Source organism: Lysinibacillus sp. FW301-JW8, from assembly GCF_058788755.1.
On record NZ_JBYTBB010000023.1, the window covers coordinates 1 to 17,493 of the forward strand.

Sequence of the window (17,493 nt, forward strand, 5' to 3'; positions counted from 1 at the left end):
TGGAACGGAAATCACCTTCATTTTGACTAAATATTCACAAAGAGTCCCTTGACTATTTAATTTTTCAACACTATGAACCCATCTATTAGAAGTTACTATCTAATAGATGGGTTTTTTTGTTGTTGCATTTAGTCGAATTCTGTTGTCGTATTCTTTAGGCATAACATGATTTTTTTAGCATATGTTGGATAAGATTTGTTATATTGAAGAAAGAGAATTAACTTAGGTTGTTAGTATTTTATATGATAGGGGAAGATATCTGTTGGGTGAATTTAATAGGGGGCTCCAATTGTATGCTGTTGGATTGTGATGAGCAGTTATTCATGGCATATAAGCATAGTGGTGAAAAGGGTGCTGAAAAATTGCTGTCAACATGGTTGGAGGCAGAGAACAAGTTACAGGCAGACCCAAAAATATTAGGTTCTGCACTTTCACCAAATTTATTTTTAGTGAATGAGGAAATGGCGATGAACATTGCTTTTTCAACTGCGAGGAAATATTGGGGTCATGTAACTACTGATGCGCAAGCTTTTTTTGATAAACAAGGAATGGATGCTAAGTTTGTACATGATCGTCTGAATGATTTTTTTTATACGCAAAAAGGGAAAGAGTCCTTTTTTGAGCAGCTTTTTGCACAGCATACAATGGACTTTGAGCGGTTAATATGGTTAATATTTGGGAAACGGATGCAAATTACAATGCCAGTGAACAAACTCCAAACTATATTTTTATATAAATTAAACAATGAATATTTTGTGCATATGATTTATAAAGAACATACTCTATTTTGGCATTGGTTGTTTATGAAAAAGATTTATTCACTGTTTATCCACAAACCTTTAGAACAATTCACATTTATTCATGAAATGCTTGGTCATTTTGAGCGATCTGCAAGAAAAACTTATACACATGTGAATAACTTTGTGAATAATTACAAAAAAATTCTGGATAAGTGTATAACTTATGTGGATAACTACAATTCGACGTGCTTAGAAAAAAAACAGTTACATCTTTACCAAATTGTTGTGCATTACCGGTTAGCTGAAGGGGATAATCGCTGTGTTAAGTCATTAATTACTGCTTTTGAAGCGGATTGGCGTTATTCAATGTATGCTTTGACAGAGAAAGAAAAGGTGTTGATTGCCTACCTTCTGTTTCATATAGCATATCAGGAGAAGAATGATGAATTGGTTATCCAGTACGGAGAATATTTATTAGAGGATGAGCGACTTAATAATTATGCAATAGAGATTATGCTTGAATATAAAGAATTACTGCCTAATCGTAAGCCTACACCTCCAGCTATTATCAAAAATTATGAGCTGAATTTTCTAGAAAATTTGTATGCCATTTTGCTTGACCATTACGTAAGAACCGCGCGTTATCAAGAGGGATTAACACTTTTAAAGGAGCATGTACTTGCATCCAATAAAAAAATACATGCAGCATTAGTGCAGAAAAACTATAGTAATGAACAATTTATTGCGATTGAGGCTTATGTTCAGCAAGATATAGCTTTACATGTTAATAATTCATTACAGCATATCGGCTTATCTGTTGAAGAATGGCGTAGAAATTACCGTCAACCAGAAGCTTCCTATTATTTTGTAGCACAGAGCGCATCCCTCCATATATTGAATATTTTAAAAGTCTTATTTATAACAGAGCAGTATGAGCTTTTTGAGAAATTGATAGAAATTTATAAAAAATACTTACTTATTGATGATCATTTTGAAAGTTTACGAGTGTTTATAAGTGCATATGTAGAGCATGAATAGTTAAAAAGAGTGTCTAGTGCATATTTACACTAGACACTTTTTTTATATTTATTCTAAAACGCCCTTGTCTTTTAAATCAGTAATTTCTTCTACACTAAAGCCAAGAGCAGATAACACTTCCTCATTATGCTCTCCAAGTTTGGCACCTACATGTCTATATTCTGGTTGAGCTCCGTCAAATTTAAAGGCAGATGCAATTTGTTTTTGCATCGTACCATCGTATTTGGGAATATCAACAATCATGCTGCGAGCCTTTAGCTGTGGGTGCTCGCATGCTTCAGGAAAAGTTAAAACGGGTTCCACGCATCCCTCAAAATCCTCGTTGAACACTTCTAGCCATTCATTATAGGTCTTTGATAAAAAAGCATCATGAACAGCTTCTTTAAAACGAATTTGTGTATAGTATGAGTCATTAAAAGTATTATCAATGAGCTCAGGAATATCAAGTGCTTCACATAGCAGCTTGCGGAATTGAGGCTCAAGGCTTCCTACTGAGAAAAATCTGCCATCTTTTGTTTTGTAAAAGTCATAGTAGCTGCCACCATTTAAAATTTCCTGCTCTGGCTGAGGCACTCGTCCACCTCCAATGTATGCAGCTCCATACATAGCATTAAGTGAAAATACAGCATCTGTCATACTAATATCGATATATTGTCCTTCACCTGTTTTTTCACGATGTAATGCAGCAGCTAGTACGCCGATTGCAGCATGCATGGTGCCTCCTGCAATATCAGCTAGCTGAATTCCCATTGAAACTGGTTTTTTATCCTTATGGCGAGAGTAGTCCAGTAAACCAGCTAATGATAAATAGTTATTGTCATGTCCTGGACGATTGCTATAGGGTCCCGTTTGACCATAACCTGTAATTGCACAATAAATAACCTTTGGATTTATTTCCTTAAGTGCCTCATAGCCGATGCCCAGTCGTTGCATAACGCCAGGGCGAAAACCTTCGATAATAACATCGTACTCATTAACGAGTGACTTAACGATTTCCACAGCCTCTGGCGATTTTAAATTTAACGTTAATGACTTTTTAGAACGATTTAAATGTTGGTGTATATATGCCTCATGGTCGTCATCATAAGGAGGCATGATTCGTGTTAAATCCACACGCTTCGAAGATTCTACGTGAATAACCTCCGCACCTAAATCGGCAAATATCATTGTCGCCATTGGCCCTGGTAGTAATGCAGAAAAATCGAGAATTTTTAACCCCTTTAAAATACCCAAATCTCCCAACCCCTTTTTGTGTAGGCTGCTAACGCCATCTATGCTAAGAGGCCTAGCAACGCTTTTCTCTTAATCCCATTTGTAAAAAAGCCTGTATTATATCTGTATTAATACAGAGTTGTTTAAATTTATCAGTATTATAACAGAATAAGCAATGGCTTGACTATGCTAAATTTTATTATAAAATAATTAGTCTGAAAATTATATGTCAGAATAACAATAAAAGTAAAAAAATTTTGAATATAGATTTTCTGTCAAATTTCAGAAAATAACAACCTTTTGTTTGAAAATTCCGTTAATTATGAGACGAAAAAATCTCTATGCAATAGATTACACATAGAGATTTTATATTGTTTGAGAAATATTATGTCATTGAAAATCAAGGTGAGTATAGCTCTTCTGCAAATCAAAGGGTTGGTTTCTGTTCCGACAAAGCAAGTAGTCTGGAACGGAAGTCACCTTAATAGTGTAGAAAAAGTGTACGCTATTACTTTGAATAGAAATTCACTGTAAAATAAGGGGAACCATTGTTTTTAAAGCAGATGCCAACAAAAACATGCGTAAACTCTTTTCTTAAAATATTCCTACGATGCCCTATAGAATTCATCAGTGCCTCATGAGCAAAAATGCTGTTGCTTTGACCAGATGCGATATTTTCACCATACCAGAAATAATTTACACTACCAGCAGTAAGTCTATCATTAGAATGATTACCAATATGATCCTCATGGCTAAAAAATTGGTGAGCTATCATATTACTACTATGCTGGCGAGCTATAGGATTGTATCTATTGTCATAAATAAGTGGTTGCAATCCTTCTACGGCTCGTTCATGATTAATGAGTTCAACCATTAAATCTTCAAATCCTGTACGTAATTCATTTGAAGGTTTTCCATAGAAGCCATTTTTATTTAATTCTGTAGCAGCATGGATCCAAAGAACAGAACGAACTATATTGTTTTTGTGTAAGTCATAGAAAAAAGTGACATAGTGCTGATTGATTAAATAGGTACCATATGCTTCTTTGTCTGTACAATCAAGATAATTTAGCAAATAACTTGTATTTTGATAGTGAATAGCTTTGAGAGGAGACCCATATATTTTAGTAACCTCTGTTCGATTAGTACCTATTTTGATACCAAATACACTATGCCCTAACCTTGTTTCGTATCCACCAACGACTTGAGAATTATGCCTTCCTACAAGAGAAAATAGGGAATCGTCCGTCTCTATTCGATGCCATTCCATTTTGTATTCACTTTGAAAGCTACTATTTGAGAAATTTTTTTGCGTAAATGCACTCGAATAAGCTTTTTTATTTAAGCTGATAGAGGCATTAGCCCATAATCCTATACCAAAGCCCAATAAAATTGGAGCTGTTTTATGAATCAACATACTTCAATCCTCTTCTGTTAAAGTAATAAATCTATCAGAAAATAGCGTTTTATTACTATAAAAATACTACATTTTTTATTAAAAAACGAGAGGATAAATTTTGGCACTTACACTATAATGTTACTTTAGATATAATATAGCTTTAAAAAAATACTGTTTCGACAAATTATTTCTAATAAAATAAGAAAATGTACTTATTTACGAAAAATAGGGGTGTGAAAGTTGAAATCAAATCAGTTAAAGTTAAAACATTTAATTATGGGAGTAGCAATGGCTGCCTTTTTCTTGACAAGTATTGGCAGCATCTGGAGCGGTTACCGAATGAATGTTGACTCGATTAAAGAAAACACATTAGAAACGAATCGAGTGTATGCACAAAAACTAGCATCTACCGCAGATGCCTACCTAGAGGAAGCTTTTCAAATTTTAGGTTATAGTGCTGGCAATATGGGTTCAAAGATGAATGATGGAAAGGCATTAGATCAGGAAACGGATCGTTTGAAAATGCAAAATAGTATGTTTAACTCTGTCGTTATAACGAATGCAGATGGTCGTGTACTTTCTATCTCACCACCCTCTATCGAAATAAAGGGTGAGGTTTTAACATCAGTTGGTGCTAAAGAGGCTTTAACTAAAAAGGAGCCGCTTATCTCTAAACCTTATGAGGCGATTACAGGACGTCTAATCATTTTTATATCTTATCCTATATTCTCAGCGTCGAATGAATATCTAGGAATGGTAGCTGGAACTATTTATTTAAAGGAACAAAATGCCTTTAATACTTTATTGGGAGAACATTATAGTCATGATGGCTCTTATGTATATGTAGTAGATGAAGATGGTCGAGTAATTTACCATCAGGACCCAAGTAGAATCAATGATATTGTTACTGAAAATAAAGTTGTGAAAGCTGTGATTTCTGGGAAGAATGGAGCACAGCTTGTCGAGAACACAAAAGGCATTGAAATGCTTGCTGGTTATAGTGCAGTATCTTTAGCTGGGTGGGGAGTTGTCTCTCAAAGACCTTTAGATGTAGCACTAGCACCTTCGTTTGATCGGGTACAGGATGTGGCGATAAAATCCATACCACTTATGCTTGTTTCAATCTTTATTGTACTTTGGGCGGCAGCGCGTATCGCTAGTCCTTTACAGCAACTAGCTACTTTAACAGAGGAGAGTCTAGATACTAAAAATGTTGAAGGGCTAAAATCAGTTAAAGGCTGGTATTTTGAAGCGTATTCTTTAAAAAGTGTCTTAATAAGGAGCTTATCATTTTTACATGGACAGGTAATGTTTTTCAAGGATCAATCAACCACTGATCCACTGACAGGGGTAACAAATCGACGTACGATGGATGCAATGCTAGCAGAATGGCAAGTAAACAAGTTACCTCACGCTATCATTATGTTGGATTTAGATCATTTTAAAAGTGTGAATGATACATATGGTCATGCTGTGGGGGATAAGGTTTTGCAATTCTTAGCGAAAAATATGGAAGCTGTAGCTCGAGAAGGAAATGTGTGTTGCCGCTATGGTGGTGAGGAATTTGTTATGCTGTTACCTAATACTACAGCGGAGGAAGCTGCTTCAGTTGCAGAGAAGCTGCGAAATGTTTTAGCTAACACGATTAGTCCTTGTGGCCGACCCGTGACATTATCGGCAGGGGTGGCTGTCTATCCTCAGATGGCTGACTCGACTGAAGCATTATTTGAAGCTGCTGATGGGGCACTGTATCTTGCTAAGCAGGCAGGGCGTAATCAAGTAATGGTAGCGGGACAAGAAAATCAGTGAAAAATTTATGACATATAGGCATACATTGTTATTTTTAGGGTAGATGATTAATGTAGAAATCATTTGGGCAAGCTACTCTTAAATGATTTGACTTATAACCTCTAAATCATATTCAAATAATATGCAAACTCGGGACACATCTCTTGATCGACTTGACAAGACGTAAGGTTATCCCCCTTTCCCTTATGACAATTACAAGAACGACTAGATGCATGCCTATATATCGTTAAAGCCAAGAGAGCACCGATGCTCCTTGGTTTTTTTGTGCAGGCATTTCATTAGACAATGAATTATGCTCATAGGGATATGAAGGTCGCCCAATTGTGGAGGGTAAATGCACAAAGAGACGTATTCACTACTCAAACGTACACTTTAAATTCACAAAGCACCGATTAATGCACGACTTTCTACTAGTATTTTAGAATTAACTATGAAGGTTTTCTAATTACCTGTCGATATAAAGGGTATGATGAAATTGATATTTGTACGTATCAAAATCAATAAGTGAAAGGATGAGTGGGATGGATAAAACAAAAATCCAAAAAGTGAACAAAGCACTTATTGCAACTGTCTTTGCTACTAGCGGAATTGCTTTAGTAGTGCCACCACCGCAAAAGGCAGAAGCAGCTACTTCACCGTTTAAGGATATCGATCAATATTCAAGTCACTATGATAATATTTTAAAATTACATTCTCAGGGTGCAATTAGCGGGTTTCCAGATAATACCTTCCGACCAAATCAAAATGTAACAAGAGGTCAGGCTGCTAAAATGCTGGCAACTGTATTAAAGTTAGACTTGAAAAATGTACAGGACCCTTATTATAAGGATGTTCCAAAAGGTAGTGAATATTACAAATATGTAGCGGCACTACAAAATGCAGGGATCATGTCAGGATATTCAAATGGAACATTTATGCCAAATGAAGTAATTACGCGTGGTCAATTAGCTAAAATGCTGGTGCTTGGATTTAAATTTGAGGTAGCTTCAAATTATAATCATAGCTTTCAAGATGTTAATAGCCAAACAAGTAATGCCATTTATATTCAAACGTTAGTAGATTTAAAAGTTACAGATGGAACTACGCCAGTTACATTTTCTCCATTTAATCCAGTAACACGTGGTCAGATTGCCTCTTTCATTGTTCGCGCACAAGATAAAAAGGGTAATGCGTCCTCTTACAAAATTACGGGTGTTGAAGATGATGTAGTCTACATAAATGCTGAGCCTTACACTGTACCTGAAAATTTAGCAAACGTTTTTAATGAGTATAATGCACCGGTTTTACAGGGAGCAATTATTGAAGGTAATTTATCCGGGAAAACCATTCAATCTGTATCTAAGTTAACATTGAATGCAAGCGGCACAAGTTCGAAATTTTTAGATTTTGATGGTGAGTATGGTTCATTTGGTGCAACCATCGTAGTCAATGGAAACTATATTGGATTTTCTAATATTACATTGACTGGCACTATGATAGTAAACGAAACAGTGCGTCCGTCCTTACATTTAAATGTTACCGGCTATAAGCCATTATCGATTGGGCGCGTAGCAAGTACTAATTTCTCATTTATCAACTGGTCTAATCCGGAAAATTCCAATGGGGAAAGCTCGTCCTCATCCAATAGCAATTCATCGTCTGATCTTCAAAATTGGACAAATCAAAATTCAGAGAAGAACCCTGATAAAAACAAACCATTTGAAAACTGGTCTAAAGAAAAAGTGACCATGAAAAATGTTGAAAAACATCTTGAATTTTATAACAGTACTGTATCACGTTTAGTTGTATCTCAAAGTGGTACAAAAATTGAAACGAATACTAAGCTACCACGTGTGGATATTATCGGAAGTGTTCGAGAATTTGAGATTCAAGGTGATATCGGAACACTAAACCTTGATACAGAAACAAAGCTGACAATATACGGAGATAGCAATATCGACTGGATTAACTACAATAGCTTTACAGATTTAGAGCTTTATATAGACGGTCGAGTAGGTACACTGTATGTGGATAATGCATACGGCTGGGTGGATATTGGTGACTACACGTATATTGACAAAGTTATTATACCGAAGGGTGAATCGCCAAATAATATCTTCGATGATTTCCTAGAGGATAAAGATAATATTGGCAGTATTACAGATCCAGATGGTAAACCAATCGATAAGGATGATATTGAAAACCAAAAGCCTGCTGATAAAACTAAGCCTGTCGTTAATATCACAAAAGTATCTGTATTGAATGGTAGTGATGTACAGGTAGACTTTACTTCAGATAAAGTCGGCACATATTACTATATAGTTCGAGAAAAGGATGCTGATCCACCAACAAAACGAGAAATGGTTGATCGTGTTTCTACTGATAATGTTGCAAGTGGAACAGGTTCGGCTATATTAAATAACAACACCTTTAAAGTTACCAATCTAGGTGAGAAAAAAGAATATGTTATTTATATCATGGTCGTTGATGGTGCGAAAAATGTTTCTGACCTTAAATCAGAATCCTTCCAGATGAAGGATGCATCACCACCAGTAGTAAAATCTCTAAAAGTGAATCCTTTACATGGTGGAAAACGAGCTGAGTTTACATTTACAGCAAGCGAGCCAGGGGACTATTACTACTATGTTCGGAAAAAGACGACTGCAGCTGATCCAACAACTGCAGATATAGTAGCAAAGCCAACAGGTACAGGTAAGGCTGTTGCAGGTAAGCTAGGAATTACGGAGATTTTATCAGGCTTAGAGGCAGAGGAAGTGTACCAGCTCTACGTGGTGATGAAGGATGCATCGGGTAACTATTCAGTAGACCCTATTCCGAAAGAGGCCATCAAAGAGTTTACGACAAGTGCATTGGATAATATTCATCCTTATGTTGAGCAGACGAAGCTTGAACCGGCAGGAAAAGCAAATCAATTTTACTTATATTTAAACGAGGCATTGGATCCTGAAAGTGCTCGTAATATAAATAACTATGATTTATCAGGGACAGTTATTGTTAACACTCATGGACATAATAAAATTAAACCTTCGGCAGTAGAATATAAAGAAGGAGATAAAAAAGTATTATTAACAATCCCTTCTGAAACAGGCTTTGTTTACGGTGATACATTACGAGTTACTGTTTTACCGGGTGTAAAGGACTTAGCGGATAATGAATTTGAAAATGTCAATACTGTTGATCCTGGCAAACCTGTGCGAAACTATGCGGAATATATCCATGAAAAATCTGATATGCCTGTCATAGAGTTTATAAATGTAGTTAGTAAGCCAGATCAAAATGACAACTATAGACGTGCTGAAGTAGAATTTAAGCCAAGTAAGGCGGGTACTTATTATTATATGGTGCTACCTGATACTGTTGAAGACAATGGAGAAGTAAAAACATTTAAGCAATATTTAACAGACAAGGGCATTACAGAACGTGATTTTGTGAATGAGTTTGCAAATGAAGCATCATTGAAATCAGGTTATTTCCAAATTGGTGGGAAGGATATATATATTGACCGTGGATCAGGTCCAGCTGATTTAGAGGAAAAAACAAAAAAATTCCCTATAACGATTACAAAAGACAAACTGAATCCATTCTTAAGCTATTCCGTGTATATGGTCTTAAAGGATCGTGGTGGGGAAATTTCGAAAATTACCTCTAAGGAAATGATTGGTGATACAAGAGCACCATTAATTAAAAATTTAGTAGTAAAACCTAAAGAAAATGATGATACGAAAGCTATGATTTCCTTTGATACTGATGAAACAACAGAGCTTCATTATTGGTTTGTACCGAAGAAAAATGCAGATGGCACAACAAATGATTCAGCAAATTTAAAAATTGATACACCTGCTGAACGTAAATTCTTAGAGGATAAATTAAGAAATAGCCCAAGCGTTAAGAAAAGTGGAAAGGGATCATTCCCATTATCTGAAGCTACAGGTGTAACTTTAGAGCCGCATAAGGAATATGTTGTATATTTTGGTGCTGTAGATACGTATGGAAATATAACAGTATACAGATCCAACTCCAATTCTGATGGTTACGATGAATCAAGCGCGGGTTGGATGAGAGAAAATTTCTATTCTGATGGTACCCCACCGCGTATTGAAATGACTGTCGATGGTCAAAAGAAACGCAATATTGTTTATCGTAATCCAGATGATACATTTACGATTACATTTAGTGAGGCCATTATGCGCGATGAAAATGGCAATTCTTTAATAACTAATTTAAATTTACTTACAATTACGAATGAATCAGGTCAAGATATTACGTCTCAATATCAATTTGTTAAGTATACACAAGGTACAAAAACAACGGATGAAAGTAAGCTGATTATCAAACCAGTGGCACCAAATACGGCAGATAAAACATTTACAGTGAAGATGAAGAATGAAGCTGTCGATTACAATATTACAGGTTACACAGGTAATAAATTCAAAGTTGAGGATTTTGGAAAATATGTATATCAAAAATCGGGTGTGGCATTCAGATCAGCTACATTAAAGGGGAATATCTCAGTGGGGAACATCCATTCTTACAGAGAGCTTGAGTTTATGTATCAACTTGCAAACGCAGGAGATGATCTGAAATACTATTATGCAGTCCGTGTAAATGTTGTTCCTGGAGACTTAACTGCAGAAGAAATTATCTATGCAGGTGAGCATGCTGACCAAATAGCGGCTGGACAAGCTATTCCTGGTATTGCTAACGGTATTTCAGTTGCAGGCACTGGTAAACCTGAGAATTCATCAGATAACTCCCAAAATTCAACATTAACTACAAAGTCTTCTAATCTGAATAAAGTATTTATGGAAGGTGACCGTATTTACTTTGCAACGGTCGATAAATACGGTAATATTTCCCAAGGTGTGCTAGATACAAACGACCAACAGAAATTTATTAAAATTGAGAGAAAACCTTAATCAAAATCGTATAATAGACATCTAATTAAAGTTTTAGTTCACATTTTAAAGAAGAAAAGTGTTGAATTCTAAATGTTATGATCAATTTATCAATATAATAATTTAGAGAGATATTAAAAGCCAAACAATTGTAGAGAGCTATGGTTGTTTGGCTTTTATTTATAAACTTTAATTTGTTGGCATTGAAAAAAAACTTAACAAAAAAGCTATATGAGAGAGTAATAAAGTGTGAGTATCAGACATTAGTATTGATTAAAATATTGAAACATCAAAATTCATATATCGCTTTTTTATTGATAATTATTATCATTTATAATGCAAGGTAGTAACGATTTATGGGTATAGAAGACCATTATTGCTATGGAATCATGCGTTAATAAAGGTACAGATATTCGCCGTAGGATACTGAACATTGAGGAATCTTTGAACATACAAAGTTCCATCGAGTATGTTTATCGTTGTCACGGAGGAGATGCTCAAATACGACTTCGTTATACATGCTATAAATAACCCCAAGTGTGGAGAAATCGTCACTTGGGGTTTTCATCGTCATTAGGTATATAAAAATCGAGGGAGTCGGCTAAGCATACAGGGAAGGACACTAACATGATCCTCCTCATCGAACTTCACAAAATCGGTGTGAATGTTCTTGTCACTTAAACGCTTCATTCGTTCTGCTGCTTGCTCAGCTCCTTCAAGCATATCGGGCAGTTCATTGGCACCAATTGTGAGCAGGAGATTGATAGCATGATTACCAATCCAAGTTTCACTGAATCTATCTATTTCTTTTAACACAGCATTGTTAGCCCACCAAACAGAGGGACTTCCAGCTACGATGTGCGTGAATAAATAAGGTCTTGCACATAAAGCATATAGAGTGAAAAGACCACCTAATGAATGCCCCACAATGGCTTGTTTACTTTTATTAATGGGCCATTCCTTTGCCACCGTAGGCATCAGTTCATGCTCAATAAAATCTAGAAAATCATTCGCCTTGCCATTAGGAGGCCAAGGTGTACCATCAGGACGTGGTGGCAGATTTTCTTCACTTACAGGTAGTGTAAAATCATGGCAGCGTCGTTCCATATCAAATGGTTCCTTCGAGGGATAGCCAATGCCTATAACAAGAATGGGATCGAAGCCTTTTGGTTTTCTTGTTTGTAACTTTACTGCCTCTGCAAGCGTTGGAAAAAGGGCATCCCCATCTAAGGCGTAAATCACAGCATAGCCATCTTCTGGTGGCCCATCTGCTGGTGGTGCAATCAAAATTCGATAGTCTAATTGTTGTTGGGAAGTCATCGCGTTTTCAAAATAGCCTTCTGATACATAGGGTTTTTTTGTCATTGTTTTCATGGTGTTAAAAACTCCAATACATCATCTATGACTTTTCCTTGTGCATGAATGCCCCCATTTAGCCAATAATCTCCTGATGTTTCGTATACTTGATTGTTTTTGAAGGCAGCTGTACTTTGCCAAATTTTACTTTCCTTAAATTCCTTTAAAAAATCATCTCCAAGATTACCATCATTGATGAGGAAAATATATTCTGCATCAAGCTCTGGTAAAATTTCTAATGACACCTCGAAGGCACCATTCTTCACTAAGCTGCTTTGTTCAAAGCCTAATTCATGTGTTAATACATAACCACTGAAATACTCATCAGTCATAAAGAACATACCTTTCGCATTAAAGCGAATTAAGGCCACCTTTTTCCCTTTGGTAATGGTAGCTAGCTTCACTTTTGCAGCGTCCACTTTTTCTTGATAACTTTGTAATGCTAGCTCAGCCTTATCTGGTTCATTAAGTAGCTGCCCTAATTCTTTAATAGAACCTTCTAAATCACTTGCTGCATTTTTAAACACATATGTTGGGGCGATTTTTGCATATTTTTCATATGTGCCATTTTCAACATAAAAAGAGTTGTGCAAAATAATTAAATCTGGTTTGTTAGCCATAATTGCCTCGGCAGATGGGGGACCACCTGCAAAGCTAATTTCTGGCACACCTTGTAATTGATTTTGCAAATATAGCTGAGGCTTAACGCCATTTGACCATTGCATCATAGGTTTTATGCCTAAAGCAAGCAGCGAATCCTCCATGACAGGCGCAAATATTTTTGTCGGCTTAGCAGGTAATGTCACGTCATTTCCAAGCTCATCCTTTATTGTTAATGGATAAACCTCTTTTTGCTCCTTCGTGCTTTCTGGGGCTGCCTGTGTTTCTACCTTATTACTTGATTGAGCATTGCAGGCAGTAAGTACGCCAATAACAAATAATAAAGAGGCTAACACAAAGACAGGTTTAAAAATTGTTTGACGGTGATTATGACAGTTTTCGTTCATTGTTCATCAAGGTCTCCTTCTACTGATAATGATTCTCAAATAGAATTATAATTCAGTGCTAGATAGGATGCCATGGACGGGAGCAGGAAAGAGATTTGGATTTTTTCCGGTCAACATTAACAATGTTTCATCTAACATTCGATTAATGGCAATAGCAGAGTACTCAAATCAAGGATTCGATGGCAAAACATAGACATGTCCATTTTCTATAGCCTGCAGCTTCTTCCAACTGTCAAGGTATTGTAAAGTGAGCCAATAATTTCGAGTTGCCGCATCAGGGCAAATGATTAATAGCAAACGGTCTGGGTTTATGTCTAATAGCTGTTCAAGGGTAATAAGCTCGTTACATGTTTGTTGCTGAGCATCAATTGGATGAAGCTGTAAATCTGTAAAGAGAACATCTTTAATTCCTTTATTACAATAAATAAATAATTGATCTCCACATAATCGAAGTACAGCAAAAGTATCCTTTTCAACAGCTCGTTTGATCTCTAACTTTGCCTGCAATGCTTTTTGCTCATACGTTTGAATGAAATATTTACAAGTGCTCTGTTTGTTGATGATGTCAGCTATTTCTATTAACTGAGTTTTCCAATCCTTTGCCTTAATAGACACATTTTTGACGCCAATTGATTCAAGCCAATTTAGCATGGATAGGGATGGTTCTTCCTGAAAAATATGAATATCTGGCTTTGCAGCCGCTAGTTTTCTGAAGTTATCCTCTGATTCTGCATCAAATATATTTAAATGCACATGAATTTGATCCTGGTAATGGTTGTAATAATATGGACTCCATTTAGCATTGAGTGGCGCTGCGACAGGTATTATTCCTAGTGCTAATAAATTTCCAGTAGTGGTTACAGAAAAGGTAGAAATTCGCTGGCGAGCTATTTTGCTATAAGAGGATGGCGAAACTCCAACCTCCTTTTTAAATTTTCGACTGAAATAAAACTCATCACTGTAGCCAACCTTTCTAGCAATATCACGTAACAATAAGTCAGTATCGCGAAGTAATTGTTTTGCATGTCCAATGCGTAGCTCTGTTAAATAATCAGTAGCACTTTGGCCGAATGCCTTTTTAAATGCCTCACCAAAATAGTTGGAACTGAGACCAGAAATGAAAGCTAAATGATCAATCGTTAGAGGCTGATGATGGTTTTTCGCAATATAATTTCGAATATCCTTTAAAGATATTTGAGTTGTCATCATATCTGTAGCACTTTCCGTTTTCATGTTAACAAGTCACCTCTTATTTGTTAGTGTGAAAATTACTTTACATTAACCAATAGCTTCGGTAATGCACCTAGTAATTTCTCTCTTGTAAAGGCATCGCTGTAATTCCATTTTGTTGCGTCAATTAAATAAGCATGGTTATTTCGAACAGCAGGGAGTTCTTTCCAACTATCACTATTGAGCAATTCCATAGTAGCTATTTGAGATTCATGCTTGTCAGATAATAGCATAAAGATTCGATCTCCAGCGTACTGAGATAAGTGATCTATTGGTATTTCCTTATAGCCTCTTCCTGCTTGTAGTAATTTTTTAACTTGTCTATGAGGCTGGAATCCGCATGGATGAAAAAGCGCAGGAGATAGACCTGTACAGCCCATAACAAATAGACGTTTACCATGGTCAAAAGTAAAAACTGTAGCCGTTTCACCAGGCTTTACAACCTTTTGTAGCTGTTGCCACATTGTATTTTCTTGAAGTCTAAAATGTACTAGCCAATCTTCTGCTTGTTGTTTTTGGTTAAGCCACTGCCCAAGTAGAAGGATACGTTCATCTAAAGAATCCCATGAATTTAATGTAATGGTTGGAGCAATAGACGATAATGCCTGATATTGCTGCTCGTCATTATTTGTAAAGATAATTAAATCTGGATTCAGCTTTGAAGATTTTTCAACGTTAATTGGAAATGCCACATCTTGCACATAGGGAACGTGGTTTTTATAAAATGATTTACTAATAGATTTTTTGTCCCCACCTATTGGCTGTACATTAAAAATCAACATATCCCCAAATGTTTCTCCATGATAAATAATTCGATGGGGTGAGGCAGGAATTTCTACTTCATGCCCTGTCCAATCTTTAACAATAGTCCTTTGCTTATATTGACGAGCAAACTGCTTTGGTGGAATGCCAACAATCTGTCGAAAGCGGCGATTAAAATAATATTCATCATCAAATCCAACCTGCTGAGCAATATCTTTTAAAGGTTCATTTGTTTGCAGTAGTAATTCCTTTGCGTTTTTTAGGCGTAGATTTGTTAAATAATCCAATGGTTTTTTCCCTGTTAAAGTTTGAAAGATTGCACTATATTGCCATTGAGCTATATGTGCTAATTCAGCAAGTTTTTTAACGGTTAAAGGCTGCTGATAATACTTATGTATATAGTCAATTGTTTGTTCAACAGCCTTTGTAATATTTACTTGGTAATCCATATGAAGCTGATGTTCAAATAATAAATGTAATAATTCATACAAGACTACTTGTTGCTTAAGATAATCCGATTGAGACTTCATATTATACAAATCTTCGGTTAGCCGAATAAAGCGGGTAGTAGGGTATAACGTATATTCCACTTGCTCAGAAAAAATAGGTCCTACATATGGAGAAGGTCCTTGTACTAACTGAAAAACTGAAAAGGAAATTTTATAGAAACGAAAACCTTTAGTTATATCCGAAAAATCAATCATTGAATGAGGCTGTATAAGAAAGATCTTACCTTTAGTCACAAGATAGGGAATTTCATCAATCGTTAATGTTCCACAACCATCTGTAAAAAGAATCATAGTATGATAGGAGGTTGAAATAAACGGATAGCTCTGAGAAATACAGTCAATAGCTTCTAAATGAAAAAGTAAGTCTTTGGTAAAAGAAGTTGAATTTTTGTCTTCCATTAGTGGACTTCCTTTCTAAATGAAAATCATTATCAATTAACTGTATTGTATAAAAAGTAAAGAGACATTTCAACAAAGATGAAATGTCTCTTTACTTTTTATTTTTTTAGCATATTTGGTAGTTCAGTTAGTAGCCATTCTCTAGTTGAGGCATCGCTATCAGCTTTTCGAATGTCAATTGTGTAGACATGCCCATTTTTTACAGCAGGGAGCCCCTTCCAAATTGGACTTTCCATCATTTCCTTTGTAGACTGTTTCGCTTCATCAGGTACTGGCGTAAGGATAAAAATTCGATCTCCTGCATACTCAGGAAGAAGCTCTGTGGAGATTTCAGCAAATCCTGTCCCTTCATCTAGGATTTGTTGTATTTTGTCGCCAGGCTTTAAGACATTGGAGTCGTAAATAACCTGTGAAAGCCCTGCACGTGCCATCACAAACAGTCGATCCCCAGGATAGTAGGTTAAAACAGATGCCGTTTCATTTTCTTTTAAAACTCCTTCGTCAACTAAGGATTTCCACATTGTATCTGCCTTCGCTTTATAATTACTGAGCCATTTTTCTGCTTCTTCCTTCTTGTTTAATATATCTCCAAGTTCCGCTAAACGTTGCTCTAAAGGTGCAAAGGTATCGAATACAATGGTTGGTGCTACTTTGGATAGCTGTTCATAGATCTTTTCATCTGAAGTTGCAACAATAATAAGGTCTGGTTTTAGTTCAAGTGTTTTCTCAATATTGATTGGGAAACCGACATCCTCTACATTTTGTACCTCTTTCTCCCATGCATATTCAGTAATCCAGGAGAAGCCCGCACCTACTGTTTGGGCATCTAACGCGACAATGTCACCATAGCCCTCGCCATGATAAATCACTCGCTTTGGTTCTAGTGGGATTTCCACCTCATGATTTAAATAGTCTTTATAAACACGTACATTACTTGCTGCTGGTTGTTCTTCCTCTTTTTTGGATGCTTCATTTTTTGAGCTACAAGCAGCTAGTACTATTCCTAAAGTTAGCAATACGCTACAAAGAAGCATATATTTATTAAACGTTTTCATACCTAGTCCTCCGAAATAGTAGTTAATAGATAATGAGAATCATTATCGACAATAGTTAGCATAATAGAGCACATTAACTTTT

General features: G+C 36.0%; 10 protein-coding genes. 3 read left to right on the forward strand and 7 right to left on the reverse strand.

From position 1 onward, the window contains the following. Positions 1-293 precede the first annotated feature (293 nt). A complete protein-coding gene (locus AC3WOM_RS11295; RefSeq protein WP_492446793.1) occupies positions 294-1,778 on the forward strand; it encodes a hypothetical protein in 1,485 nt (494 codons plus the stop codon). Positions 1,779-1,826: 48 nt separating this feature from the next. On the opposite strand, the gene AC3WOM_RS11300 is transcribed toward AC3WOM_RS11295, so the two are convergent. Together AC3WOM_RS11300 and AC3WOM_RS11305 are read right to left on the reverse strand one after the other, a co-directional pair. Next, a complete protein-coding gene (locus tag AC3WOM_RS11300) occupies positions 1,827-3,011 on the reverse strand; it encodes a CaiB/BaiF CoA transferase family protein (protein ID WP_492446794.1) in 1,185 nt (394 codons plus the stop codon). A 487-nt stretch (positions 3,012-3,498) separates the two neighbouring features. Further along, positions 3,499-4,407 carry a CAP domain-containing protein gene (locus AC3WOM_RS11305; RefSeq protein WP_492446795.1) on the reverse strand — a complete coding sequence of 303 codons (909 nt, stop codon included), beginning with the start codon at positions 4,405-4,407 and terminating at the stop codon, positions 3,499-3,501. A gap of 222 nt (positions 4,408-4,629) precedes the next feature. On the opposite strand from AC3WOM_RS11305, the gene AC3WOM_RS11310 reads away from it, so the two are divergent. Together AC3WOM_RS11310 and AC3WOM_RS11315 are read left to right on the forward strand one after the other, a co-directional pair. Then, the gene (locus AC3WOM_RS11310) at positions 4,630-6,198 is read left to right on the forward strand and encodes a sensor domain-containing diguanylate cyclase (protein WP_492446796.1); all 1,569 of its coding nucleotides are present in this window, start codon (positions 4,630-4,632) and stop codon (positions 6,196-6,198) included. Between the two features lie 521 nt (positions 6,199-6,719). Then, complete coding sequence (locus tag AC3WOM_RS11315; RefSeq protein WP_492446797.1) at positions 6,720-11,114, forward strand: S-layer homology domain-containing protein; 4,395 nt, start codon at positions 6,720-6,722, stop codon at positions 11,112-11,114. A gap of 552 nt (positions 11,115-11,666) precedes the next feature. On the opposite strand, the gene AC3WOM_RS11320 is transcribed toward AC3WOM_RS11315, so the two are convergent. The 5 genes from AC3WOM_RS11320 to AC3WOM_RS11340 form a co-directional block, all read right to left on the reverse strand. Further along, the gene (locus AC3WOM_RS11320; RefSeq protein WP_492446798.1) at positions 11,667-12,467 is read right to left on the reverse strand and encodes an alpha/beta hydrolase; all 801 of its coding nucleotides are present in this window, start codon (positions 12,465-12,467) and stop codon (positions 11,667-11,669) included. Continuing rightward, a complete protein-coding gene (locus AC3WOM_RS11325; RefSeq protein WP_492446799.1) occupies positions 12,464-13,456 on the reverse strand; it encodes an ABC transporter substrate-binding protein in 993 nt (330 codons plus the stop codon). The genes AC3WOM_RS11320 and AC3WOM_RS11325 overlap by 4 nt, the downstream gene beginning before the upstream one ends. A 168-nt stretch (positions 13,457-13,624) precedes the next feature. Further along, entirely contained in the window at positions 13,625-14,689 is a 1,065-nt protein-coding gene (locus AC3WOM_RS11330; protein ID WP_492446800.1) for a helix-turn-helix domain-containing protein, read from the reverse strand. A gap of 35 nt (positions 14,690-14,724) precedes the next feature. Beyond that, entirely contained in the window at positions 14,725-16,356 is a 1,632-nt protein-coding gene (locus AC3WOM_RS11335) for a helix-turn-helix domain-containing protein (RefSeq protein WP_492446801.1), read from the reverse strand. A gap of 98 nt (positions 16,357-16,454) precedes the next feature. After that, on the reverse strand, positions 16,455-17,411 hold the full coding sequence (locus AC3WOM_RS11340) for an ABC transporter substrate-binding protein (RefSeq protein WP_492446803.1): 957 nt from the start codon (positions 17,409-17,411) through the stop codon (positions 16,455-16,457). Positions 17,412-17,493 lie beyond the last annotated feature (82 nt).